General features: G+C 57.0%; 17 protein-coding genes and 1 pseudogene. 11 read left to right on the forward strand and 7 right to left on the reverse strand.

What is annotated here, in order from left to right:
* Positions 1-603 precede the first annotated feature (603 nt).
* The 5 genes from BF99_RS0106245 to speB form a co-directional block, all read right to left on the reverse strand.
* On the reverse strand, positions 604-1,914 hold the full coding sequence (locus BF99_RS0106245) for an O-acetylhomoserine aminocarboxypropyltransferase/cysteine synthase family protein (RefSeq protein WP_025770197.1): 1,311 nt from the start codon (positions 1,912-1,914) through the stop codon (positions 604-606).
* 204 nt (positions 1,915-2,118) lie between these two features.
* Positions 2,119-3,969: a DUF262 domain-containing protein gene (locus BF99_RS0106250; RefSeq protein ID WP_025770198.1), complete on the reverse strand. Its 1,851-nt coding sequence runs from the start codon at positions 3,967-3,969 to the stop codon at positions 2,119-2,121.
* 80 nt (positions 3,970-4,049) lie between these two features.
* The gene (locus tag BF99_RS0106255) at positions 4,050-4,520 is read right to left on the reverse strand and encodes a CoA-binding protein (protein ID WP_025770199.1); all 471 of its coding nucleotides are present in this window, start codon (positions 4,518-4,520) and stop codon (positions 4,050-4,052) included.
* 131 nt (positions 4,521-4,651) lie between these two features.
* Entirely contained in the window at positions 4,652-4,996 is a 345-nt protein-coding gene (locus BF99_RS0106260) for a hypothetical protein (protein WP_025770200.1), read from the reverse strand.
* Positions 4,993-6,285: an agmatinase gene (gene speB, locus BF99_RS20335; RefSeq protein ID WP_025770201.1), complete on the reverse strand. Its 1,293-nt coding sequence runs from the start codon at positions 6,283-6,285 to the stop codon at positions 4,993-4,995. The genes BF99_RS0106260 and speB overlap by 4 nt, the downstream gene beginning before the upstream one ends.
* Before the next feature lie 478 nt (positions 6,286-6,763).
* Between speB and BF99_RS0106280 the strand changes: the two genes are divergently transcribed.
* From BF99_RS0106280 to BF99_RS0106300, 3 genes are all read left to right on the forward strand, one after another.
* A complete protein-coding gene (locus BF99_RS0106280) occupies positions 6,764-7,789 on the forward strand; it encodes a putative transporter (RefSeq protein ID WP_081759131.1) in 1,026 nt (341 codons plus the stop codon).
* Positions 7,790-7,944: 155 nt separating this feature from the next.
* Positions 7,945-8,571, forward strand: coding sequence for a glutathione S-transferase family protein (locus tag BF99_RS0106285; protein WP_025770204.1), 627 nt, complete (start codon positions 7,945-7,947; stop codon positions 8,569-8,571).
* Positions 8,572-9,642: 1,071 nt separating this feature from the next.
* On the forward strand, positions 9,643-9,915 hold the full coding sequence (locus tag BF99_RS0106300) for a hypothetical protein (RefSeq protein WP_025770207.1): 273 nt from the start codon (positions 9,643-9,645) through the stop codon (positions 9,913-9,915).
* Positions 9,916-10,253: 338 nt separating this feature from the next.
* Here the strand turns inward: BF99_RS0106300 and BF99_RS22825 are convergent, their stop codons facing one another.
* Positions 10,254-10,724, reverse strand: a complete 471-nt coding sequence (locus BF99_RS22825) for a hypothetical protein (RefSeq protein ID WP_156013192.1) — start codon at positions 10,722-10,724, stop codon at positions 10,254-10,256.
* A 1,846-nt stretch (positions 10,725-12,570) separates the two neighbouring features.
* Here BF99_RS22825 and BF99_RS0106350 point away from each other — a divergent pair.
* From BF99_RS0106350 to BF99_RS0106380, 5 genes and pseudogenes are all read left to right on the forward strand, one after another.
* Positions 12,571-13,032 (forward strand): annotated as a pseudogene (locus tag BF99_RS0106350) (hydantoinase B/oxoprolinase family protein); the annotation flags it as partial.
* A gap of 93 nt (positions 13,033-13,125) precedes the next feature.
* Positions 13,126-13,383 carry a hypothetical protein gene (locus BF99_RS22830; protein ID WP_156013193.1) on the forward strand — a complete coding sequence of 86 codons (258 nt, stop codon included), beginning with the start codon at positions 13,126-13,128 and terminating at the stop codon, positions 13,381-13,383.
* Positions 13,384-14,418: 1,035 nt separating this feature from the next.
* Positions 14,419-14,664: a hypothetical protein gene (locus BF99_RS0106360; RefSeq protein WP_156013194.1), complete on the forward strand. Its 246-nt coding sequence runs from the start codon at positions 14,419-14,421 to the stop codon at positions 14,662-14,664.
* A 115-nt stretch (positions 14,665-14,779) separates the two neighbouring features.
* Positions 14,780-14,989: a hypothetical protein gene (locus tag BF99_RS0106365; protein WP_025770216.1), complete on the forward strand. Its 210-nt coding sequence runs from the start codon at positions 14,780-14,782 to the stop codon at positions 14,987-14,989.
* A gap of 635 nt (positions 14,990-15,624) precedes the next feature.
* Positions 15,625-16,824: a DesA family fatty acid desaturase gene (locus BF99_RS0106380; RefSeq protein ID WP_025770218.1), complete on the forward strand. Its 1,200-nt coding sequence runs from the start codon at positions 15,625-15,627 to the stop codon at positions 16,822-16,824.
* Here the strand turns inward: BF99_RS0106380 and BF99_RS22835 are convergent.
* Positions 16,821-16,973 carry a hypothetical protein gene (locus BF99_RS22835; protein WP_156013195.1) on the reverse strand — a complete coding sequence of 51 codons (153 nt, stop codon included), beginning with the start codon at positions 16,971-16,973 and terminating at the stop codon, positions 16,821-16,823. The two genes, BF99_RS0106380 and BF99_RS22835, sit on opposite strands and share 4 nt — an antisense overlap.
* Positions 16,974-17,701: 728 nt before the next feature.
* Here BF99_RS22835 and BF99_RS0106400 point away from each other — a divergent pair.
* The 3 genes from BF99_RS0106400 to BF99_RS20340 all read left to right on the forward strand — a co-directional run.
* The gene (locus BF99_RS0106400; protein WP_025770220.1) at positions 17,702-20,488 is read left to right on the forward strand and encodes a hypothetical protein; all 2,787 of its coding nucleotides are present in this window, start codon (positions 17,702-17,704) and stop codon (positions 20,486-20,488) included.
* Positions 20,489-21,065: 577 nt separating this feature from the next.
* Positions 21,066-21,962: a DMT family transporter gene (locus BF99_RS0106415; RefSeq protein ID WP_025770221.1), complete on the forward strand. Its 897-nt coding sequence runs from the start codon at positions 21,066-21,068 to the stop codon at positions 21,960-21,962.
* 807 nt (positions 21,963-22,769) lie between these two features.
* Positions 22,770-24,165 (forward strand): hypothetical protein (locus BF99_RS20340; protein ID WP_038097529.1); only part of this gene is annotated, 1,396 nt, incomplete at its 3' end.

Consider the following 24,165-nt stretch of genomic DNA (forward strand, 5'->3'; position numbering starts at 1 on the left):
CGTGATGCTGACGGCGACGTCCACTACATGTCCCCACTGGGTCGGTTCAATCATAGCAGGCTGTGTCCTCTATTGAAGGTGGTTCTCGAAATCGAATGGCAAGTGGCGCGCCATCATGTCCGATCCCTCATGCGACACGATCGTGCGCCACCATGTAGGTGTAGTAGATAAAGTCACAGAAAAAAGCAAGAAAAACAAGAGAAAAAACGCGAGATTTTTCGAGACGATGAGCATCCAAGAAAGAGCGTGAGGAGAGAAAAGCCGAAGGGAAGATCGTCAGGGCGCCAGATCGCCATCCCCCTTGCGCGAGGTTTTTTCTCTTCGGCTTGATCGATGATCCGGGACGGAGGCTCTTTACCGAGCAGGGTTCGGTTGGCGTAGGCTCGTCGGTTGCGAGAGATTGCCGTGTCGACATTGAAAAAAAGCGGGTATCGACGAAAAACCGGTACCGGGGAAAGCCTGTCCCAAAGAAAATACGAGCCCGATCTCCCGGGCGGCATCCTTGCAAATCCCTTGCCGGTATAAAAGAGGATTTCGCTCGCTTGGAAGATCGGTGCAGACCTTCGGCGGTTCGGCCGCCAAGGCCCGAGGTTCGGAAGATCCCTACCCGGCGGGTCCGATACTCGTCTTGCCCGTGGCCCGTTCGATCGCCTGATCCAGATCGGCAAGGATATCCTCGATATTCTCGATCCCGACCGAGAGCCGGATCATGTCCGGGCTGACCCCCGCCGCCCGTTGTTCGTCCTCGTCGAGTTGACGATGGGTGGTCGAAGCGGGGTGGACGATCAAGGTCTTGGCATCCCCGACATTCGCCAGATGGCTCATGAAGCGGGCGGAATCGATGAATCTCTCCCCGGCCTCCTTGCCGCCCGAGATCCCGAAAGTGAGCACCGCCCCGGCTCCCAAGGGCATGTACTTGCGCGCAAGATCGTGCCAAGGACTCGAAGCCAGCCCCGGATAGTTCACCCAATCAACGCGCGGATGCTCGTCGAGAAAGCGCGCAACGGTCGCGGTATTGGCGCAATGCCGATCCATGCGTACATGCAAGGTCTCAAGCCCTTGCAGAAATAAAAAGGAGTTGAAAGGGCTAAGCGAAGGACCGAAGGTGCGCAAGGTCTCGCAGCGCACCCGCATCGTGAATCCGAAATCCCCGAAGGTCTCGAAAAAACGAATGCCGTGATAGCCGGGCGAAGGCTCGGTCATCCCCGGATACTTCCCGTTATCCCAAGGAAATCTCCCCGATTCGACCACCACCCCGCCGATCGATGTTCCGTGCCCTCCGATGAACTTGGTGGCGGAGTGGGTGACGATATCCGCCCCCCATTCGAAGGGTCGGCAAAGGTAGGGCGTGGCCAGTGTGTTGTCGATCACCGATACGATCCCCGCATCGCGGGCAATGGTCGCCACCGCCTCGATATCGAGAACGTTGATGAGGGGATTGCCGAGGGTCTCGGCGTAGATCAAACGGGTATTTTCCCGCAACGCATTGGCGAAATTCCCGGGATCGTCGGGTTCGACGAAGGTGGTCTCGATCCCGAGTCGCGCGAGATTGACCCCCAACTGACTATGACTCCCGCCATAGAGTTTGTTGGAAGAAACGATATGGTCGCCCGCTTCGAGCAAGGTCAAAAAGACGCAGGATTGCGCCGCCATCCCCGAAGCGGCGGCAACCGCCGCCCGCCCTCCTTCCAACGCCGCCATCCGCTCCTCGAAGACCGCAGTGGTCGGATTCGTCAGGCGGGTATAGACATTCCCGAAGGTCTCCAAATTGAACAGCCCCGCGGCATGCTCGGCATCATCGAAAACATAAGAGGTGGTCTGATAGATCGGAGGCGCCCTTGAACCGGTAGCCGCATCGGGAATCTGCCCGGCATGCAAACAAAGCGTCTCGATCTGCCATTCGGAGTCGTTCATGGGTCGCTCTTTCTTCTCGTTAAATCCCTACCCGAATCCCGTTGCCGATGCTCGGGGGCTTCATGGTCATAACGTTGTGCGCGGGAAAAATCTTCACCTGTTTATTGCCTGTTGCCGCCTTGTATTTCCCCTTTGCCATCCATCATCACTTGGTGTTGCTTGGCGGCTGGCTAGGTCAAGTGAAGAGCGAGCGGCACGTATCTCTTACCCCTTCGCTTCCCGAAGCAGCCTCTGTGGATTCCAGATTTGCTCGGCAAGTTTTTGGTAGAGCGATTGTCTTGCATCAAGATCAGCTTTTTTGAACTCTTCATGCGGCTGAAAATCAAGATCCGATTCTTCGATAAATCGTATGAAACCAGGGTTGTTCTCATACGCCCGAGGGTGCAGGCTTCTAGCGAGCAGATTTTGCCCTTGATAATGCTCCCTCTTGTCCTTGTACGACATATCTTTGTAACTCGCATTGAAGTTTTTCGGTAATAGCAATAAACCACCGATACGGCTGCGGTATTCATCGAAGTCTGTCGAGTGGTCAAACTCATCCACGTGCAGGTCAAAATGGTTAGGCCAGATATGTTCGATTTCATAGCTATTTCTTCCACTGGCGGCATACTCTGCGTATCGAGATGCTTGCCCGGACTGAGTTTCAGTGTAATCAGTAATGCGTGCAAGTATCCGGCGAATATGTTTTCGGTTTGCGCCGGTCAAGCGAAAACGAGCATTGTTGGAGAATGTGTTTTCATCTTTCGATAGACGCTCCATCAGCATTTTGGCGATTTCTTCAGGCTTGAGTCCACGAATCTCTTTGATAACCGAAAACATCGTATGTTGCACGGTCGAGTACACGATTGACTTCCCGTTCCAGATGCGTCGGTTGATATAGATATCTATGTAACTCGCGACTGTTCGCAGTTTGCGCAGAATTATATCCTTTTTATCTCCTCGCTTGAGCGGAGCAAGAAGCATCGGATACTGGAGAGTAAATTCGTACTCTGCGTTGAAATAGACCGATTCAAGCTCCGATTTGATATCCATAGATGCTTCTCTCAATAGCTTGTATTGCTTGGCATAAAACGCAAAATCATCTTGCATGAATCGTGCGAAGTCCGCGCTTGAAGAAAGATTAATCTGCTCCTTTTTCTCCTGAACCCAACGATGGAACTCTGTACCAATACGGTTGAAATCGCGGGGCTCGGCATCGCGCTTCTTCTCTCGAATATCATTGGCGTATTGACTGCGTAGCCAAGATTTGATTGCGTCGGCATCTTCCTCCTTGCCAATTTCTTGGAGGCTGGCAACATGTTTTTTCCAAGCCTCATTAGAATTTTTACGAAGATCATCTGACTCGGTGATATTGGCGAGGAGGTAACTCTTGAGCATATCCGTCGGGGTAAGAGATAACCCACGATCATTCATGGTTTCAAAGATAGTGTAGGCATCAGAATCTGAATAAGTGGTGATTTCGACAAGGAACACTTTCTCGGTAAGCCAATCGGCGAAGTATGGAAGTGCATCACCTGAGAGTTCTTCCGGATAGTGCTCCTCGATATCTCGGTAGCGTTGGTAGATATTCGCAACGGATTTGGACTGATGGTTTTCGTCAAATTGTTTATTGTTGAGCAGCGCGTCCATACAAGGCTCGCGATCAGGGATGTTGAGATTGAATGATCGGTTGCCGAATTTCTCCGAGTAAATCAGATCGGTGAGCAGACTTTCTTGACGGACCTGATTGTCTTTCTGTTGGCGATTAAGTAGGTAACGAACATGGATTAGTAGGAGAGTGAGAGAGGTAAGTCGTTGCTGACCGTCAATAATGTACTTGTCACCGTCTTTTTCGCAGATGATGATTGAACCGAGAAAATAGCGCTCATAATCCGCTACCTTTGACCGTTCATTTTCAGGCTCATGCTTTTTGCTGAATTTCTCGTAAAGATCATCGAGAAGCTCCTTTATATGTTTCCGTTTCCAAAGATATTCGCGTTGGTACAAATCAATGTTGTATTTCACACCACTGAGAAGAGCCCGAATATTTTTGGCATCGCCGCGGATATCTTTCATGTGACCTCCTGGAGGGTTGTTTAGAAAAATCTACTTGGTTCACTTGGTACGGGTGCGCACATCCTGATATCGATGATTGGTCAGCGCACGGCGTGGAGCGGGCGTTTGCTCGAGATGACTCCGGTGTTGACCCCCATCCAACCCAAGCCGCCGAAGAGTCTGGCGTATTCGATTTTCATGCAGCGATCCATCACCACTTCGAGCCCGGCTTGGCGGGCGAGATCCGCCGCTTCTTCGTTGATCACGCCGAGTTGCATCCAGAGCACCTTGGCTTTGATATCGATCGCTCCTTGTGCCAGTGCGGGGATGGCCTCGGCGGGGCGAAAGCAGTCGACGATATCGACCCTTTCGGGGATATCTTCCAAGCATGGGTAGCATTTTTGCCCCAGAACTTCCTCGTAGCGGGGATTGACCGGGATCACTCGATAGCCGCGGTCGAGCAGGTATTTGGCGGCGAAATAGCTCGGGCGACGAACGCCGGCGGATAGGCCGACGACGGCCACGCTTTTATTTTCCGAAAGGATGCGGTGCAAAGCGGAAAGGCTGGTCATCGAAGACTCCGAAGGGGCCACAAGCGGATGCAAAGGGATTTCGGCCAAAGGCAGATGAAAAGGCTGTCCGTCGATCCCTCGATCCTTGGATCACACGATGCGCCCGCCCTGCCTTTCGGGTTGCGTTGCCCTTAGAGATTGGCGGCTCGCACCAGTCCCATCAGCATGGGCGACCATGCCGCGAACATCAGCACGAAGAGCAGCCCCTCGGTGCGGGCGACGATGCGCAGCCGACGTTTTTCGCTTTCTCCCCGGTCGGACATGAACACCTTGGTCATCGTGAAGTCCAGCGGAAGGACGAAGACCATCACCGCAAAGAGGGTCGGTGCGATCACCCCGCGCACCAGTTCCCAGCCGTTTGCCGAAGACGAGGGATCACCTTGGAAGGGGGCGGCGATGATCAGCCCGATCACGATGATCACCATCGAGGCCCGCAGCACCCCGAAGGTTTCGAAAAAACCGCGCAGGCCATTCACGTCTTTTTCGACCCCGCTTTGCTCTTCGCACTTGCCCCGGCTTTGGCGGAAGACCCCGGCGCTTTGGCCCGACCGCTTCCCGCTCCCGTGGCAGCGGATTTCGCGGCACTTTTCGCCGCCCTTTTAGCGGCAGGCTTTGCCGCGCCTTGTGCGGATGCCTTCGAGGTGGTTTTCGATGTGTCCTTGGCGGCGGCCTTGGAATCGCTTTTCGCTGCAGGTTTCGCTGCGCCTTTGGAGACGCTTTTCGGTTTCCCGGATTTTTTACGCCTTTCCACCGTCTGCGAGAGCAGGCAGAGGATTTCGAACATCATCTGGGCTCCGGTCAGTCCCGTAACCCCCGAGGGGTCGAAAGACGGTGCGACTTCCACCACATCGCCGCCGACGATATTCAGCCCGCTAAGACCCCGGAGCATCTGCTGCGCCTCGAAGGTGGAAAATCCGCCGGTTTCCGGGGTGCCGGTGCCCGGGGCGTAGACCGGATCGAGCCCGTCGACATCGAAACTGACATACACCGGCTGCTTGCCGACGACGGAGCGAGCCTTCTTGATCACCGCCGGCAGCCCCATCTCGTAGAGTTTCTCGATATGGATGACGGTCATGCCCGAGTCGTAGCTGTATTGCCATAGGGGTTCGCTCGGCCCGCGGATGCCGATCTGGATCGTACGCTTCGGATCCAAAGCCCCCTCTTCGGCCGCCACCCGAAAGGGCCCGCCATGATGGTGTTTGTGTCCGAAGAGCTCCGAGCCGGTATCGCAATGGGCATCGAAATGCACCATGGCCAGCGGCTGACCGTGCACTTTGGCCAAGGCCTTCAAAATCGGCAAGGAGATCGAATGGTCGCCGCCGGCGGAAAGCGGCAGGATCCCGGCGGCGGCCACCCCATCGTAATAGCGTTCGATATCGTCGATCGCCTCCTCCAAGCGATAGACCCCTTGGATGAGCACATCGCCGAGATCCGCCACCTGCGCCAAGTCATAAGGACGCACCCCCGTTTGGTGGTTGCTCAGCCCCATGAAGGTCGACTGCTCGCGCAGATGACGCGGTCCGTGGCGCGCCCCGGTGCGATTGGTCACGCCGCCGTCGAAAGGCACTCCGATGATCCCGATATCGACCCCGTCCCGACTCTCCTCGCTCTCGCAAAGCGGGCGCCGCATGAAGGTGGCGACCCCGGAGTAGCGGGGGCGATAGTTCTCACCCCATGCTTTCTTGCGGTCATCGGCCACGGCCGGCGCCGGGGCTGCGGATGAGGAAGCGGTGCGACTTTTTTTCGATGGCGTTTTTTTTGCCATTTCGGATATCTCCTTGTGCCCGAGGGTCGAGAGTGCCTTTCACTTGGACCGATCGCTCGGTTGAGTGGCGGCGATGCAAGGCAAACCTTTGCCGTTGGAAAGCCGAAAAACGAATCCGCTGTAAGCCGATATCGGCGAAGGATGTCGCTCCCGAGGTGATCCGATCAGACCGCCGATGCCGGTCGCTCGAATCATCCGAGGAATCAATCGATTTTATATCGTATCATTCCCCCTTTTGCAATGGCGTTACTTGACTTTGTGTCGGCGAAAACCGATGGGCATCGAGTCATCGGGGGGTGGATAGCCTCTCCCCTCGATTTTCCCGAGGAAGACGGGGTTTCGTTGCGGCAATCGGTGGCGAGGGTGGTGTATCCGAGGAAGAGGCGGATGGGTATCCCGCTTCTATGGATCCATATCAGGTGAGGAACTCCGATCCTTAGAATGCCCCATAAATTTGATATTGACGGGAGTCAATGAAATGTTTCGATCTTTCTTTTTGAGCCGAAAGTGGCTTCTTTGGGCGTATCCTGGTGCTGTGCTGATCATTGTAACTACTTGGGGCCTAGTGCAGGTCGATAAGTGGATTAACGAATGGTATGGAGACCTGTTTGATGTTATCGGGAAGGCACTTAACGAGCCGGGCTCAGTGGAGGAGAGTGATTATTATCTTCATATCGCCGATTTCGTGCAGGTGGCCGCTGTATATATCGTGGTTGCAGTGCTGCTACATTTTTTCACAAGTCACTATGTTTTTCGTTGGCGTTCTGCCATGAACGACTACTACATGTCGCGTTGGCAGGAATTGCGACATATTGAAGGTGCAGCTCAGCGCGTGCAGGAGGATACGATGCTATTTGCTAAAATTGTTGAGAGCTTGAGCAGTTATTTTCTGAATACGATAATGACTCTGATCGTATTCATTCCTTTGCTAAAGGGGCTGAGCGAACAAATCACAGAACTTCCGTTGATTGGCGCGGTTGACAGTTCATTGGTTTGGGTCGCGATTCTTTCTGCAGCCATCGGTACTGCCATAGTTGGCCTTGCGGGATATCGCTTGCCGGGTCTGGAATTCAATAATCAGAGAGTGGAGGCTGCTTATCGGAAGGAATTGGTTTACGGCGAGGATTATGAAGATCGGGCGCAACCGCCGACAGCGCAAGAACTATTCTCCAATGTGCGCCGCAACTATTTTCGCCTTTATCTGCACTATCTCTATTTCAATGTTGGGAAATTTTCCTATTTACAGGCATCGGTGGTACTTCCCTTTATCATGTTGGGCCCGACTATCTTCTCTGCGACCGTCACTTTGGGGTTCGTGCAAGAGACCATAAGGGCTTTTAACAGGGTAGAGGATTCTTTCCAGTACTTAGTAAGATCTTGGGATAGGATCGTTGAGCTGATGTCGATCTACAAGCGACTCAAGCATTTCGAGATGGCGATCGGCGACAAAGATACCTCGCAAACAACGCCACCGCTATACCCGGGTGATGGAGGAGGCAATTGATCGCCGAGACGATATCTCGCTTTGGCTCTCGATCTTTCGCTCCACGCCCCACCTAGCAAAGCCGGCCGAGGCGCGCGTTCTCGAAAACGCGCGCCTCGGCTCACCCGATGCCCTTCCCCACCTTCGAACACCCCAACCTAGGGAGAACCACCGACATGCTGAAAATTCTCGGACGCCGCAATTCCTCCAATGTCATGAAGCCGCTGTGGGCGATGGACGAGATCGGTCTCGATTGCGAGCAAGTCGATATCGGCGGAGCCTTCGGGGGCAATCAAGAGTCCGATTACCTCGCCATCAACCCCACCGGCCTCATTCCCACCTTGGTCGAGGATGATTTCACGCTGTGGGAATCCAATGCCATCACTCGCTACTTATGTCAGAAATTCGCCGTCGGTTCGCTATGGCCCGACGATCCGCAAGTCAGAGCAACCGCCGATATGTGGATGGATTGGCAGCAAACCCTATGCGCCCCGATGATGCGCCCGATCTTCTGGGGTTTGGTGCGCACCCCGCCGGAGCAGCGCGATGAACAAGCGATCGATCAGGCGATCCACGAGGGCCATCGGATCTGGGGGATGCTCGATCGCCAGCTCGAAAAACAACCCTTCGTGGCCGGCGAGACCCTGACGATGGGCGATATCCCCATCGGCCCGCAGATCCACCGCTGGCTCTCTTTGGTCAAGGAGAACCAGCGCCCGTCGATGCCCGCCTTGGAGGCTTGGTATCGACGCCTATGCGAGCGCCCCGCCTTCGAAAAGAACGTGCTCCTCCCGATCGATTGAATCCCGTTCCTTCGCCTCGCCACATCGTCTCGCCACTCGATGCGCCCTTCGATCTCCGCAGATAGTTCCGCGGCCGATATTGTGCGATATCGAGAAAAGAGTGCCGGTCAACAGCGGTGCAATCGGGAAAACGAGGCGAGAATAGGGGTGGATCGAGTCATGTAAAAAGGGGTAGGTAGAATGACTGATGTAGTGGGATGGATCGAGCCCTGTTTGGGAGGGCAGGTTTGCGAAGATTAAGGAATCGACGAGGACAAGGGCATGAGCGAAGAGAAAAGAATCGACCGACTCGAAGGAATCGCTATCGATAGCCAATCCAGGATCGCGACGCTTGAGAGATCGACGGATCGGATCGAGAAATCCATCGACAAGCTACTCTCCGAGTTTTCGGCTCTCCGAGGTGATTTTTCGGATCTCCGAAACGAGTTTTCGAATCTCCGAAACGAGTTTTTCAAGATGGAAGCGCGGCTGACTTGGAAGGTAACCACCTTCTTCTCGCTCGGTGGCGCGGTTGCCGGATTACTGATGATCCTTTTCGGTATCGGGGCGAAGTAGCCTTCGTTCTCCTGCTACCCATCGGATAGACGCTCCGCTAGTCCTCTTCGAAGGGATCCACCCCGATCTCGTATCCGATTCGATCGACGATCCGAGTCCTCGGATTCGCTGCCCCTTTGAAAAGTGGGGGGAGCGCCTCGAGATCTCGCTTGCGGACGAATCGGGCAAAGGGAGGGGAAGAAGGTACACCGGAAATTCGCAGGAGATCGCTCGACTGTGGCGACAAGATACTTGCCATTGGAGGATTTCGTGATGGGGATAGGGCATCGGCGGATAAGAGTGGTTGGGGTTGCCTCGGGGCTCGGTCCGGGAAGGAGATTTTCGTCCAAGAGCCGACCCGAGCCGGATCCGAAGAGTGTGCCGGCCAACAGCGGTGCCACCGGGAAAATGAAGCGAGATAGGGGGTAGATCGAGTCATGTAAAAGGGGGGTGGAATGACTGATGTAGTGGGATGGATCGAGCCCTGTTTGGGAGGGCAGGGTTTGCGAAGATTAAGGAATCGACGAGGACAAGGGCATGAGCGAAGAGAAAAGAATCGACCGGCTCGAAGGTCTTTATATCGAGAACAAGGTCTCGATAGAGACACACGAGAGAATGATCTCCGAGATGAAGGCGAATACCGAAAAGGTTCTTTCTGAGATTTCGGCTCTTCGAGGTGATTTTTCGGATCTCCGAAACGAGTTTTTCAAGTTGGAAGTGCGGGTCACGTGGAGGATCATCGCCTTCTCCTCGCTAGGGGGAGCGGTTGCCGGATTACTGATGATCCTTTTCGGTGTCGGGGCGAAGTAGCCTTCGGCTCCATCCCGCTGATCAGTGAGGATTCACCACTTTGATCGACGAAGTGCTTGCAATGAGAATAAGGGCGACGAAGATCGGGTGCTGGATGGGATATATTCGATCGAGCGGGAGTTTCACCGCCCGATCGCCGATCCGGGCGGGGGAGCGTCAAAGAGGGGAAATCCCTCGCAATAAGTGGCGTGAACGGGCGGGCGATGACGATGCAGGTACGAAAAGCCCGATGGTATGGTCTGTGAAGGAAGAAACCGAGGGTAGAGACGGATGACGGACAAAGAACTCCGAGAGAGGCTTGACGAGATGGCTCTTGAACATGAAGTTTCTATCCGGCTTCACGATAGAGTCATCAGGGAGCTGAGCGAGAAGATGGATTCCCTGCCGTGGAAATTCGCAGGGATCACGATAGTCCTGATAGGGCTCTTTGTAGGGCTCATGAAGTTATTTCCGTAAAAAGACCTTCCCTTATGCGCATCGGAAAGGCTCTTCCGCTCTCCCCGGCGAGCGAAAGAGTCTTTACCTCCTTGGTCTTTTCGATCCGCCTTTTCAATCGCAGCGATCAATCTCAGCGATAGGTGCGGATGGTCTGGCCGGTTTCGTCGCTCCATCCGATCGTTCCACTCGCGTTTTTCGGGATCGGTGCATTCGGTGCTTTCGCTCGGGAGCGGGGCGATTTCCGTTGGATTCAATCGGATCATCGATGATTGCTCGATCAAGGGCTTCTCGTCGTTGCGAACCTCATAACGCCCGTCATAACGCAAGCCACCGCAGGCCGCGGCAACACCGTAATGAACGATTGGTGGCACGATGTCCGTAGCACACTCTATTTACCGGATACACACTACTTATTACGTGCATCACCTATTACATGCATCACCGACCGCGCATCGCCGAAGCACAAGCACCCGAAAAGGATATGGAGGGGTTGGCAGTTCCGGATCGATCGAGGTGGAGCCTTCGCCGATTCAGTGGCGCCCCGCCCCGAGGGCTCGTTGCTCACCCGCAAACTTCCCTTCCCGATGATCCGGATCGCCACGAGGACGCCGCCATCGAAGGGATCCGAGGGGTCTTGGGCTTGTAGCCGGATCAGCCGATCCGATCGGTGGACGCGGTGCGGATGGGATCCAAGGTAGCCGCCGACGCTTTATCGGAGCGCAAAGGCGATCGCATCCTCTGGGGACCGGTCGTCAACCCGCGGCTTTCGCGATGTCTTGCGCATCGGCTATCGGGCGCGTTCGCATCTTTTCGATCTCGATACCTCCTTAGCGGAGAGAAGTTCTACGAGAGGGTGGTGGATGTGGATGACCCGATGGGGCGCGCAAAGAGCCGATCCCGCTCGGTCGCGAGGGCATGCGTCGGTCGTTGCGCCACGCTTTCGAAGAAGGGGATCCGCTCGTGTCGGCCATCGTGCCGATACAAGCCTATCGTCGCTCGGAGCACGCATCGTCGCTCCCCGAGACCGCGCGAAAGATAGGGCTTGCCCGAGTTTCGATCAACGCTAAAGCCGGCCCGTCGATGAATCTTGTCGGCCGCGGAGGATACCGTGGTGGACACGCATCCCTCATCTCCCTCATCTCCCTCATCTCCCTTGCTGCGGCGCTATGTGGATCGGATGGCGCGGTGCGGGAGTCGGGCCGCGAATACCCGGTCGATGTTCTTGCAATCCAGCGGTGGTTAGACCGATGCCGAGAGTTTCGGCCTAAGGATGCGATCCTCTCCGCGCCCGCCGGGGCGTCGTCGTCGCCGACGCTCGCAGGATGAGCCGAGTGATGATTCATCCCTTCGCCGGGCAGATTTTCCGCCGATGGCATGGGCTTGGCCGATATTCGAATCGGGCGGGATCGGGCGGTGGAGGTGCGGCTCGCCGCCGCGTTCGCCCGCTTCGAAGATACGCTCGATACCCTTGCGGGCGAGTCCGAGGCGGAGCCGACGGTCCGAAGGGATCCCGACCGATCGCCCCCGAATCTTGCATCGGGCACAGAATCTGTCATGAGGGAACGGATGTCTCCGATTCGATCGAGCCCCGCGATATCGCCGAGATGCGATCCCGTTTCGAAGGCGCCCACCCTCGCCGCTGCGGATTTGCGATCCCGAACAGGCCCTTGATCCTCGAGGCGGCGTCGGTGGAGGCGATCGGATCCCCCCGGAAAGTCAAGTACGAAAGCCCGATATGAAAGCCCGGCAAAAAACGCCGACGCCGTGCCAACCCCGGCGAATGCCGCCACCCCTGGATCGCCGCATCGGGCTTTGCAATCGTCCCCGACGATCGCCTCCATCACGTTCGAGCGAGAAGTCGAAGCCCGTTTCGAGAGCCGGCGGTTGCTGTTTGCCTTGCGGCGCGCAAACCCGGCCTCAAGGCGATATCCCCGATCCTGCAATCATCATCGACGATACCCCCATCATCGCGGTCGAACCGGGTCGGCAGGTGTTCATAGCCTCGGGGGGGCGGGGATCCGATCCCGAGGCGGATCGCACCCACCGGTGCGCCAAAGCGCGGCGGGCACCCGATCATGCTCGACGCCTTCGAAAACCACATGTCTTCGATAACCGCTTCATGTCGATAGCGGAGCACAAGGGGCTCGCCTTGGCAAAACCCCGCACCCTCGGTCAACATTTCAGCATCGAGGAGCGACTGGATTTTTTTCTGCGCCCCTTTCGATCCCGAGGGGGATGCCGGTAGCCAACGCTCCCCGTATCCCGATCCCCCCGGGATCGACGAGCGAGAGCATGCGCAAAGTGCGGCGCGAAAACGCCCGAGATATGAAGTCCGGGGATGTCCTTTGCGTCAACGCTCCTTATAACGGCGGTGCCCGCCTGCCGGATATCACGGTGATCACCCCCTGTTTTCGAGCTGCCGGAACAACCGGCCGAGTCCGCAGATCCCGATTCCCAATCGCCGGAGACACCCGCTGCACCCTTTCCGCCAAGATCCTCTTCGGCGCCGGCCGCGCGTCCCATCATGCCGATATCGGCGGATCCATGCCGGCCTCGACGCCGCCGGATGGCCGTACAGCGGAGCGAGAGGGCATCCCTCTTTTCGACAATTACCGGCTCGCCGAAGGCCGCCGATTTTTGGAAAAGGAACTGCGCCCGCACTTGGTTGCAAGCCCATGACTCACCCGCAATTCGGATCGGAACCTGGCCGATCTCGAACCCCGGATCGCCGGCGGCGAGACCGGCGAGAAAGCCCTCCACGAGGTGCGCAAGATGATCGAGGCCTTCGGTATCGAGGCGGTGCCCGCCTACCCGACGACAGGTTTCGATGGAGCCCACCTGGCCGACGACCAAGCCCGACGGACTCTTGGCGCATTGACCACCTGCGGGGTCCCACCCGCTCACACTGCGGGGTTGCAGCACCCCTGCGCACGCTGTGCGTTTCCCGCTATCGGTCGTCGGGGTTCGCCCCCATCGATGGAGTTCGACGATGCCCACTTGGTTTGCCGACTATCACCCGTCGGCAAATAAGAAGGCTTGTCCTTCGTAAAATCGCCCCGACTCTACGGACTGCGGGGCAAAGTTTTATCAAAGGGTTGACCGCCCCCGAGCGCAGAGGGCGAAGGTGAAGGGGCGAAGGTGAAGCGGTCGGCGCCCGAGGGCGAGCGCGTGGACCACCTGCGTGGTTTGACCCCTGCACTCGGTGCGTCGCCCCCCTGAGCGGGTATCCACCTGCGCTAATCCATTGGCAAATAGTCTACGAAGATGCCCTGTAAAACATCCGGTGTATTGTCGGGTACTAGGCTTCGAGCCCGGGGCCGAGATCGATCTCCGAGCCCAGCGCGGGCGTTCACCGAAGGGGTACCCTATGCTCGAAGTCGAGTGGGTGTGGTAGGAGTACCTGCACCCATCCACCCACCGAGCGCAAAGGGGGTCGTTATGGATTGGAAAATTCTTGGCGCGTTGGTGGGGTTCGTACTCACGATTGTCGTGTCGGTCGGTGGGGGGGCTTGGTTGATAGCGGATACGATTCACACGAGCGAACTTCGCACCGCTGTACGCATTGATACGCGCATTGATAGGGTCGAAGTGAGCCTTGATGCAGTGCGGAGTGACCTATCCAAACTGCGAGCCGAAGTCGAGTTTATAAAGGGTCGGCTGTAACCGTTGAAAATTGCGGGAGGCGAAGCGGAATAGCTCCTCTATCCATCCACCTACCGAGCGGGTACGCCCGCAGGGTTGACCGCCCCCCGAGCGGCTGGGCGTTCGGGTGGACCGATACCGCATCGAACGCACCCGACGGCATATCGTGTTCGATACCCGCTTGAACGACTGAACTGACGCCCGTCACCCCCACCCACCGATCGCCCGCATCGGTCGGCGTTTGTCGGGTGAATCCACCCATCCTAAAATACGGTAGAGCATTAAAAAATCGTACAAACCCGTTTGAACTTCGAGCCCGAGCACGGAGCCGAGTCGGAGCCCCGAGCGCATCTGTTCACCGAGCGCGGGCGGTGCACCTGCACCCATCAATCAATTGAGCGAAGGCTTGCGAAGGGGGGCGATATGGATTGGCAAATCATCGAGGTGTTGGGGGGGCTTGTCGTCACGATCGTCGTGGCGGTGGTGACGGGGGCTTGGTGGATAAGCAATGCGATCCATGCGAGCGAGCTGCGCACCGCGGCGCACATCGATGCGGTCGAACTGCGCATCGAGGCGGTCAAGGATGACCTATCGAACCTTCAATCCGAAGTCGGATATATCAAGAGTCGGCTCGACCCGCTGAAACTTGGGGGGTTCGAAGCGAAGTAGCCCCCCGAGCGCAGCGAAGGGGGCGTTCGACTTGTGATGCGCTCGGCGGCACTTCATGCCTTTTCGATGATCGGCCAAAGACGATATCCCCCTCGCCGAGGGCTGTCTTGCACCCATGCGCATCGTCATTCCCCAAGGATCGAATCTGCCCTCGAAACATCCCTGCGGGCAGTGGCGGCGGGCGATGCCGAGCCCGTTCGTCAACGCTCGCTGCCGGTGCTACGAAAAGGTTTTCGGCGCTGCCGATCCGGACTACGACGGAGCCGATGCCGTCCACACCGATATAGCCGATACATCCTTTAAAGATCCGGCGATCCTCGAGTGATGCAATCTGGTGCCACTCGCCATGAAGGGGGAAGTAAGGGGCCAGACGCAGGGACGAGGAGGATCGGCTTTTGCGAGAAGATGATCCCGACCATCCTCTCCCACCGCTTCGAGATCCCGCCCGATGGCATGGCGGGCGGGGAGCAAAGATCGCTGCGTCCGTAATCGCATCGCTCGAGACATGCTTTTCAAAGCGGCCCTTGTCGAAGATAAAACCCGAAGCCCGAACGATCCGCGGCCGGTCGCCCGGGATCCTTTTTCGGCTCGGCAAGCCCCCGTAAGCCCCCCGCAAGCCCACCCGCAAGAAAGCGAACTTGCTACCCGCATCGTCATCGCTGGAGTACACTTCGCATCCACGATTTTACGGGCACGGATAAGAGTCGACCAAAACTCGAAGAAGAGCCGACCGAAAAAAGCCCCGCAAATAGCCGACACGGTATCGCCAAGAATCGCACCGAGCGTCGGCATTGATGAATCGATGCATCGAAGCATCCCGCCGAAGCGGTCTCAAAGAGCCGTAAGCCTGCGCATATCGACCCCGAGACGACAAGCGCAGGTTTCGGCATTCGGGCACTCGATCCTAAAACGCGCGCGATGCGAGAACGAGCGAAGCCTTATCAAGGAGGATGAAGCGATATGTTTTCAGGGCTGCTGGATCTGCCGTGGTGGGGGAATGTGCTGGCCGCTTTGGCGCTGACCCATCTCACGATCATCTCGGTGACGATTTATCTCCATCGTCATCAGGCCCATCGCGCCGTCGATATCCACCCGGCACTGGCCCACTTCTTCCGCTTCTGGCTGTGGTTGACAACCGGCACGGTCACCTCGGAATGGGTGGCGGTGCACCGCAAGCACCATGCGAAAGTGGAATCCGCCGATGATCCTCATAGCCCCAAGATCCACGGCATTCGCTGCCTTTTGCTCCACGGGGCGGAGCTCTATCGCATCGGAGCGGCGGATGCCGAAACCGTATCCAAGTACGGCCATGGCTGCCCCGATGACTGGCTCGAGCGCAATCTCTACAAACCGTGGACCAACCGCGGCTATTACCTGATGCTGCTGATCGATATCATCCTCTTCGGGCCGATCGGCATCACGATATGGGCGGTACAGATGGCGTGGATCCCCATCTTCGCCGCCGGAGTCATCAACGGCTTGGGGCATTGGTGGGGTTATCGCAACTACGAAACCTGCGATACCTCCTCCAATATCGTCCCTTGGGGCATTTTGATCGGCGGCGAGGAGCTGCATAACAACCACCATGCCTTCGCCGGCTCCGCCAAACTTTCCAGCAAGTGGTGGGAATTCGATATCGGCTGGCTCTACATCCGCATCCTCGAAGGGCTGCGCTTGGCCCGCGTGCGCCGACTCCCGCCGGAAGTGGTGATGGTTCCCGGCAAGAAGGATGTGGATGTGGAAACCATGCGGGCGGTGGTCTCCAACCGTTTTCAGGTGATGGCGGATTACGCCTGCAAGGTGCTGCATCGCGTCCATGCCGAGGAGGTCGAGAAACTCGAGAGCGTCGATTCGCGCCAGCGCGGTTTCTTGAAGTCGGCCCGCTCTTTGCTGATCCGCGAGGATTCCTTGCTGAGCCTCGAAGCCAAGCAGCACTTGGAACAGGTGCTCGCTCGCAGCGATGCGCTCAATATCGTCTACCGTTATAAATGCCGGTTGCAGGCGATCTGGCGGCAGCGTCATGCCAATCACGAGCATCTGGTGAGCGGCCTGCGCGAATGGTGTCGGCAGGCCGAGGAAAGCGGAGTGCGGGCGCTGGAGGAATTCGCTCGCTCGCTGCCCGAGTACGCGGTGCCGCCCTCGAAGGCCGTGAATCCTTAGAGAATCTCCTCGAGCCTGACTCGGTAACGAAGCGTATCGAATTCGAAGCGCCGCGAGACGAAAAGAGGAAGAGTGTTCTCCAAAGGATCGAATCCCGAGGTTGCGATCCGGGTATGATCCGCCTCGCCGCCGGAGCGGGCGGAGTGCATCGCCGCCGGATCGCTCGCCGGTCGATGCCCCGATGATCAAGACCGACGATCATGGCCGAGGTTCACGGCCGAGGATTCGGGGATCGAGATCGGCAATCGCGATTCGATACGGCGGATCCGTCGATCACGGAGCGAGAGCGCAGGGGCATCGAGCCCTCGACCTCGAGCCTCGATCGGCGGCAAGGCGATCAAGAGCGATGAATTCGATCCCGCAAAAGCGAGCCTTGCAAGGGATCGATTGCACAAACGACATTCGGTGACGAAAGTGCGTGATAAATCGGGGGCAATGCGAGGGCAACGCCAAGGCATGCTCGTTTTCGGGTATAATCGCCAATCGGTCGAGGGATTGAAGTTCGACGCAAACGCCGTGCCCCCGAGCGGGTGTGTTGTCGCCGCGCTTCGGATGCCCTCGTTTTTTCGTGTACACTTTCAACTCGCAACATCATGGAAGAACGTCGCTTCTCTTGCTTTTTATAGGGTGTTGGCACCGTTGCTCCCACTTGAACGATTTGAGAAGAAAGGTACAATCCCAACCTGCACTTGCGGGGGGAGTGGCATCGCAAGGCTCTTTGGCAGCCATGCGCTATTCCCCTGACGTGCAATTTCAGCCACGAGGCAAAGCCATGTACGCTTTGAGGACTTACCTTGCCGATCCGGCCGAATGCTCCCTCCCCCGCAATTCCGGAGGAGCGGGAGCCGGCGGTGCACATCAACCGGAGGACATAGGAATGCACATCTTCACATCCGGGCGGCCCTCGGCGGCCGGAGACGCCCTCATGCGCATGGCGCGTGCCACACTCGCAGGCCTTACGGTGCTTGTCATCGGTGCGGTCGGTCCGGTGATGGCACAAACCGGTGATGGTAATGATCCCGATAACCCTAGTACCCCTGCTTTCGGGACATCGGTAGCATTCAAAGTCGGATCGGTTCTGTGCAAAGGTTGTGATGGCGCCTACGATCTGGTAATGATCAACCTCAAAATGGAGGAAGAGGGTACGGGCGGTAGTTCCGGCTACACAACCAACTTCGGTTCGATGATGGATTCTCGCCAGAATGGCTATATCGTCTTCAAAGAAGGAGATGACCAAAAAGACTCCAGAGTCAGCCATATCGAGAGCGTTTTCATCGCCCCCGGTGCAACCGATACGGAAAAGGCTAACGACCATCAGTATCTGCAAACCGGTCGCCTTTCTCCGGATGCGCAACTGAACGATGATTCCGGTGATCTGCTTTTGGATAAGCGGGTTGCGTGGAAAATACCTGACGCCTTGGAATTCTCGAAAGGCTACGAGATGGTGCTCCGGCTTCGGCAAGGGCATGGCTACGAAACAGGTGGCAACGATACCATCGAGATGATCACCCTCTCGGGGACCGTCGGTGATCTCAAGCAAACCACCATCACCCATATCTACTTCTCCGATTGGACGTACGACAACGAAGAGACCCCGTTGATACTCACCAGCTATGTCGATGCGGGTGGTGATCCCAGCAGCGTCACGGGGACGGATTGTGCCGATACAGGCTCTAGACATTGCGAAACAGCGTTGCTTCTCCCGACGGGTCTTGGTGTTTCTAGCACTCACATCGGAAATAGAACCGATTCCCTCGCCCTTAAATATACCTTCACCCCGGATTTGACGGCGACTGGGCCTACGGCCTCCTTCATGGATTGGAGGGATCCCAATAATGCCGCCGGTCCGACCCTTCGGATTGATCGGGTCAGCACAGATCTCCGTGATATTGAAACTCCTGTTCATACAGCGACATTCGCGGTATCGAATTCCGCCATCGAAGCCGGTGATGCTCGAAGACTCCGGGGTGCTAACGGGACAATCTCCAACACCGAGGATCTCTTTTTGACGAAAGAGATTCGAGTCATCCTCGATACCGATACCCCGTCGGTCTGCCGAGGGGATGATAGTGCCACCTTCACTCAGTTGGTGCGCAATCGCTTGGTTTATGCCGATGAACTGATCGGAACCAATCAGACGACCCTGCAATATCCGAGCGATACCACCAAAAGGCCGACCTACGAGATCGTCGCTCGCAGGACGATAGATCCCGGCAACGCCGGCGATGTCACCATCTCCCTCCAAGGTGCGACCTTCGGCGAAGATGTCACCGTCAATGATGTGAGGTTCATCCCCGCCCCGGGAGGCACCGATAGCGTTTCGGATACGAGCAAGATCACCATTGCCTACCAAAGAGGCGGTCTTGCCGGGGAGAGCGAAGTCGTCTTCAACTTCGGGGTGTCCGCCTTTGCCGGTACAGGAGAAGCACCTGCGAATCATAGGATCAGAGCCGGCGATCGCTTCGTGATATCCCTGCCGGAGTTGACGCAGGTCAATCTCGATCAAAGCGAGGTCACCATCGGCTCGACGCTCCTGTCGACGCAGATATCCGGCAACAACTCCTTCCCCGACGGTTTGAATGCCATCTCCCGCTGCGTCAGCGATCGTCAAAGTTCCAGCGCACGTTCATGCATTTATGCAAAGACCGTCTCCTTGGTGGATAAACTCAACCTCGGTCCCGCCGGTCGGGATACGGTTGCGTATATCGACAATCAGGATCGCACCAAATTCGCCCAAAGAGGGCCGGTTGTCAGGATGAGTTTCCCCCCGGGCTTCAACAACAACGGCAGCACGACGACCACGCATACCAATGTGCTGAGCATGGGCACGGTCACCTTCAATGGCGGACCCATCCCCTCCTACCCCAACCCCAACGCCTGTTCCGATCCCTTCCTGACCGACAACGACCTGCAACCGTTGGGCAAAGACGGGAATCCCTATCGCTTCGGGGCGGATGACAAGATCGTGGTCACCTTGGAGCCCAACCCGACCGGTGCCAACGGCTTGCTGTTGATGAAGCGTACGAAGGATATCAACGATAGGGACCCCGGTACCGCGGTGGAAATCATCCCGGCATCCGCCAATGGCTTTGCGGAGATAGACCTCGGCAATCCCGACAACATCTCCGGCGAGTGGGAGTTCTTCTTCATGCCCGGCTTCAATGAGATGCGCTATGGAGAGACTCGCTCGATGATGGCGGAGGTTCGCTTCGGCGACGGGGACTATATGAATCTCTCGTCGAGCCCTTCGAGCAGGGTGATCACCTTGACGGTCGACGGCATCGGGACAAAGGCCCTCGCCTATGCGTTGCCGCCTCCGCAATCCCCCGATGAGTCTTTCATCCGCATTCGTTGCGAGGACGGTGCCGGTAGGAATAACAGCTGCCAGATATCCTTGGAATGCTTCAATCATGTCGGGAACTCTTGGTTCGCCGATGTATCGAACGCCATTCCCAGCGGTGGGGTGGCGGTGATGAATCGAGCCGATATTTCCGGAATCCTCGCCGCCGATGGCTTCAACCCCGCCACGGATTGGGGTGGCGACGCCGGGCGTCTGTCTTGCCAGATCTATACCGAGACCGATGCCGAAGTCAGCACTCAGGTACTGGTGCGTTCCGGTGGCTCGCTGACCAACAACACCTTCGTGGACTTGGGGGCCAACTGATCGGGCTCGTCTCTTCGATGATATCCTCGGTGCCCGCGCACCGAGGATGATCGAAAAGACGAGTTCCCCGAAAAGATCTCCCGGAAAGGAAGAGATACCTTAGAAAGAAGCAGCCCTAAGTGTGCTTCCAAGGTTTCGATCGAACCCCGGTTCCCGATTTCGGGATCCGGGGTTTTTTATGATCCCCGTCTTTGTTATTCGAAGAAGTGTTATTTGCATAAGCGTAAGGAATATCCGCCCGCGGGTCGCGAGGATTCGAGCGATGGCGGCTTTTTCTCTTCCCTTGCGAAGGGTCGCTTTCAAAAGTCTTTTTTTTTCAAAACAGCCTTTCAAGATGGTCTTGCGAAAGAAATTTTTCGAGTGACATCGAGCGTTGCGGCGCTTATCGATCGTTGACTTCCTGCGAATCGAGTACTGCGAACCGGATAGCGTCATCGTCCATCGCCCGCCACCCGCTATCAATCACACGCATTGCCCATCGAGATCGCCCATAAACACGCCTCATCGACATTTCTCATCGATCGACGCCCATCGGCCTTTCCTTCCCCCGCTCCCATATACCCTCATCGATCCCCCCGTGTCTTCGCCTTCGACTCGATCCTCTTCCTTGCACTCCCGAGGGGCGGCCATCGCTTGGATGAGCGGGGCATTGGTATCCTTCCTGACTATGGCCATTTCTTCGCGGGAACTCTCCGCGGAACTGACGATCGTGCAGATCCTCTTTCTGCGCAGCCTCCTTTGCCTCTCCCTGCTGGGTTTCATCATCCTCGTCTTGGGCGTGCGGCGCCCGGGAGCCCATTGGGGTTTCGGAAGGATATTGACCAGAGCCCCCTCGTTGCATCTCGTGCGCAATACCGTGCACTGGGCATCGCAATACGCATGGACCTTCGCGGCGGTGTCGATCCCTTTGGCGGAGGTCTTCGCCATCGAGTTCACCTCTCCGATCTGGACCGCATTGATTGCCACCTTCGTGCTCGGCGAACGCCTCAATCGCTGGCGTCTCGTGGCGATCGCCCTCGGCTTCGTCGGCACCATGATCATCTTGCGCCCCGGCGTTGCCGTGATCCATCCCGCTTCCTTCTCCGCCCTCGCCGCCGCCGTCGGTTTCGCCATCACCTATGTGGTGACGAAGAAGTTGGTTTCCATCGAATATCCGATAGCCATCCTGTTTTGGATGAATGTCACGCAACTCCTGCTCGGCGCCGTTCCGGCCGCCCTTTTGTGGGTATCCCCCACGAGTGCGATGTGGCCATGGATAGCGGCGCTGGGCATCGCCGGCCTCTCATCCCACTACTGCCTTTCCCGCGCCCTTCGTTGTGCCGATGCCACCGTGGTGGCGCCGATGGATTTTCTGCGCTTGCCGGTGGCGGCGGTCGTTGCTTGGCTGATGTACGCCGAAGCCCTCGATCCCTTCGTTTTCATCGGAGCGGTGATCATCTTCACCGGCAACTGGATCGGTATCCGGCGCGGATAGGCTGGATAGCCGGCGGCAGGCTCATGGCAGGCTCGGCGCCCGATCCGATAGGATGCGGGCGCATCGAAAAGCCCGGTCCCTCTTGCACGCAATCGGCTTTGCACGCTTCGGCGTACCGAGAAGGCGCCCCGAGAAAAAGAAATCATCGAAAGAGCGAGACTTGCGTGCCGGTTCGGGGTTGCACTGCGCTCAAAGATGGTTAGAATCATCCGATGCTTGATCGATGATGCGGGATCGATGGTGGAGTCCACTTCGACTTTCCTCGCGATCGCTTGCGAGGATCGAGGGTGCTCGTATCCTTCGGGCGATAAGGGCTTCGGCCTCTTGGCTGCGCGGGTGATATCTACCCGTACGGCGAGTGTCGAGCGCTGGCTCGGACGAGCCCTGATTGTCCGGTGCCTGATCCTTAGCCTTCGGATCGACGGGCCTTCGCCTCGCAACTCCTCGGATCGAATCGATGGATTTCGATCCGAGATGATTTTCGGCATCGGATTCGATGCCGGGGGCGAGCGCTTGGGTGTGCCGTCGGCGAAAGCCGCGGTCAAGACGGATCCATCGAGTGCCGGGTAAAAATAGTCGACAGGCCTCCCCGAGCCGAACGAGGGGAGAAGCAAAAGGCATGGGATGAATTTTCTCCTTTGTCGATTTTCGGGTATGATCCGCAATTCAGGGTATATTTCTTTCGCATTCCGCGGGGCGGATATGCCTTGGCCGAGGGATTGAAGGGAGAATATCTTTTTCCGTCATTTCGCCGGGACGAAAGCCCGCCGAGAGTGGTACCATATCAAGAGGGCGGGCACCATTGCCATGGATAGAATGAAGTTCCACACAGCAAACAGGCAGGTCTCTTCCTGCATTGAGCTTTTCGAGGAGCGCAACATGTTCATCAAATCGTTTTTTGCCGAACCGGCGGCCGTTGTCCGGCCCCGGCTGATCGTGTCGGCGGCAGGGCGCGTTCTGGCGGCGCTCTTCATTGCCGCGGCGGGCCTGATGGTATCGGCCCAGTCCGCGTTCGCTCAACTGCAGCAAGGAGCGTCGCTTAGGTACCATGCGACGCTGGTCAACAGCCCCTCTCCCTCGGTGGAGGATGCTCGGGGTGAAAGCTACACGGATCCCATGATCGTCCTGAAACACATTCAGGTCAATAATAAGCCTGAAATCGCAGACTTCGAAGTCGATGATCCTGCTAATCCTGGTCAGCGCATCATAACTGCCGCCGAGCGAAATAAGTACAAAATACTTCGTCTCTATACGCCGAAGAGTAACTTTATCAGTGCCATCAGGGCGCGGCCCAATAGTAACGGTAATCCCGGTAGCGGTATTGGCACCATAGGCACTAATGTAAGACAGCTCCAAAGAGATGGTAAGACGTATATCCAAACGGAGCTGACCTCGGCTAACGCTCATGCCGCCATCCATGAAGGCCAGTACAACATCGTTTTGGATCTTTTCAAAAACCATGGCTTTGTCCATGGAGACGAGATCGAAGTCCGGGTTGCCAAGGAAGCCGAATCTAATGGCAATCCGGCGGCGGAGGAGACCCTCTTCACGATGGTCCTGCATCTCTTGGACTTCGGAACCGATGATGATATCTACACCGTCAACGCCAAGGCGGGGGAGAGCAGCAGCAGGGACTACCCCCTTGCCGAATTGCCGGCCAATAGCCAAGGTGTCGGAACCTTGGAGTACAAACTCATCGGCGGGAACTCGCCAGAACCTTCCTTTTCGACCAGTGAGTATGATTTTGACAACGATGCTTGGGGATCAGGGACCGAGCACATCACGGGCAGCCGCCGCAACTTCCTGCGCGTTTCCGGTTCCAATGGGATGATGACATCTCGGGCCACGAGCCCTAATGCTGCCGATGAGAATGTCTACTACTACGTCAAAGACGTCAACGATGTGGTGATCAGACGCCCCTATAACTTCTATCTCATCGCGGGATTGGAAGACGATGACGTGGATGACAGCATCCCGACATTCGAGCAGCGGATGTGGTGCGGTAAGGATAACTGCGGTGTAAACAATGGTATCCATGGGCGGATTCGGGTCTATGCCCGTGAAATCTTCGGCCCCGATGCCAGCCGCCTCGAACTCGCCCGCCCCGCTTCCACTGATAGGGCAACCTACTTCGCACTGCGCGCTCGTAAGCGGATCGGTCCTAGCAACACCGCCGATGTCACCATCAGCCTCGTCGGTGCGG

The organism is Thioalkalivibrio sp. HK1 (assembly GCA_000583135.1).
Taxonomy (GTDB): domain Bacteria; phylum Pseudomonadota; class Gammaproteobacteria; order HK1; family HK1; genus HK1.

Excerpts from the sequence above, each read along its gene's own strand:
- BF99_RS0106245 (WP_025770197.1), bottom strand. The coding sequence starts at position 1,914 with ATGAACGACTCCGAATGGCAGATCGAGACGCTTTGTTTGCATGCCGGG.
- BF99_RS0106250 (WP_025770198.1), bottom strand. The coding sequence starts at position 3,969 with ATGAAAGATATCCGCGGCGATGCCAAAAATATTCGGGCTCTTCTCAGT.
- BF99_RS0106255 (WP_025770199.1), bottom strand. The coding sequence starts at position 4,520 with ATGACCAGCCTTTCCGCTTTGCACCGCATCCTTTCGGAAAATAAAAGC.
- speB (WP_025770201.1), bottom strand. The coding sequence starts at position 6,285 with ATGGCAAAAAAAACGCCATCGAAAAAAAGTCGCACCGCTTCCTCATCC.
- BF99_RS0106280 (WP_081759131.1), top strand. The coding sequence starts at position 6,764 with ATGTTTCGATCTTTCTTTTTGAGCCGAAAGTGGCTTCTTTGGGCGTAT.
- BF99_RS0106285 (WP_025770204.1), top strand. The coding sequence starts at position 7,945 with ATGCTGAAAATTCTCGGACGCCGCAATTCCTCCAATGTCATGAAGCCG.
- BF99_RS0106300 (WP_025770207.1), top strand. The coding sequence starts at position 9,643 with ATGAGCGAAGAGAAAAGAATCGACCGGCTCGAAGGTCTTTATATCGAG.
- BF99_RS22830 (WP_156013193.1), top strand. The coding sequence starts at position 13,126 with ATGATCGAGGCCTTCGGTATCGAGGCGGTGCCCGCCTACCCGACGACA.
- BF99_RS0106360 (WP_156013194.1), top strand. The coding sequence starts at position 14,419 with ATGGATTGGCAAATCATCGAGGTGTTGGGGGGGCTTGTCGTCACGATC.
- BF99_RS0106365 (WP_025770216.1), top strand. The coding sequence starts at position 14,780 with ATGCGCATCGTCATTCCCCAAGGATCGAATCTGCCCTCGAAACATCCC.
- BF99_RS0106380 (WP_025770218.1), top strand. The coding sequence starts at position 15,625 with ATGTTTTCAGGGCTGCTGGATCTGCCGTGGTGGGGGAATGTGCTGGCC.
- BF99_RS22835 (WP_156013195.1), bottom strand. The coding sequence starts at position 16,973 with ATGCACTCCGCCCGCTCCGGCGGCGAGGCGGATCATACCCGGATCGCA.
- BF99_RS0106400 (WP_025770220.1), top strand. The coding sequence starts at position 17,702 with ATGCACATCTTCACATCCGGGCGGCCCTCGGCGGCCGGAGACGCCCTC.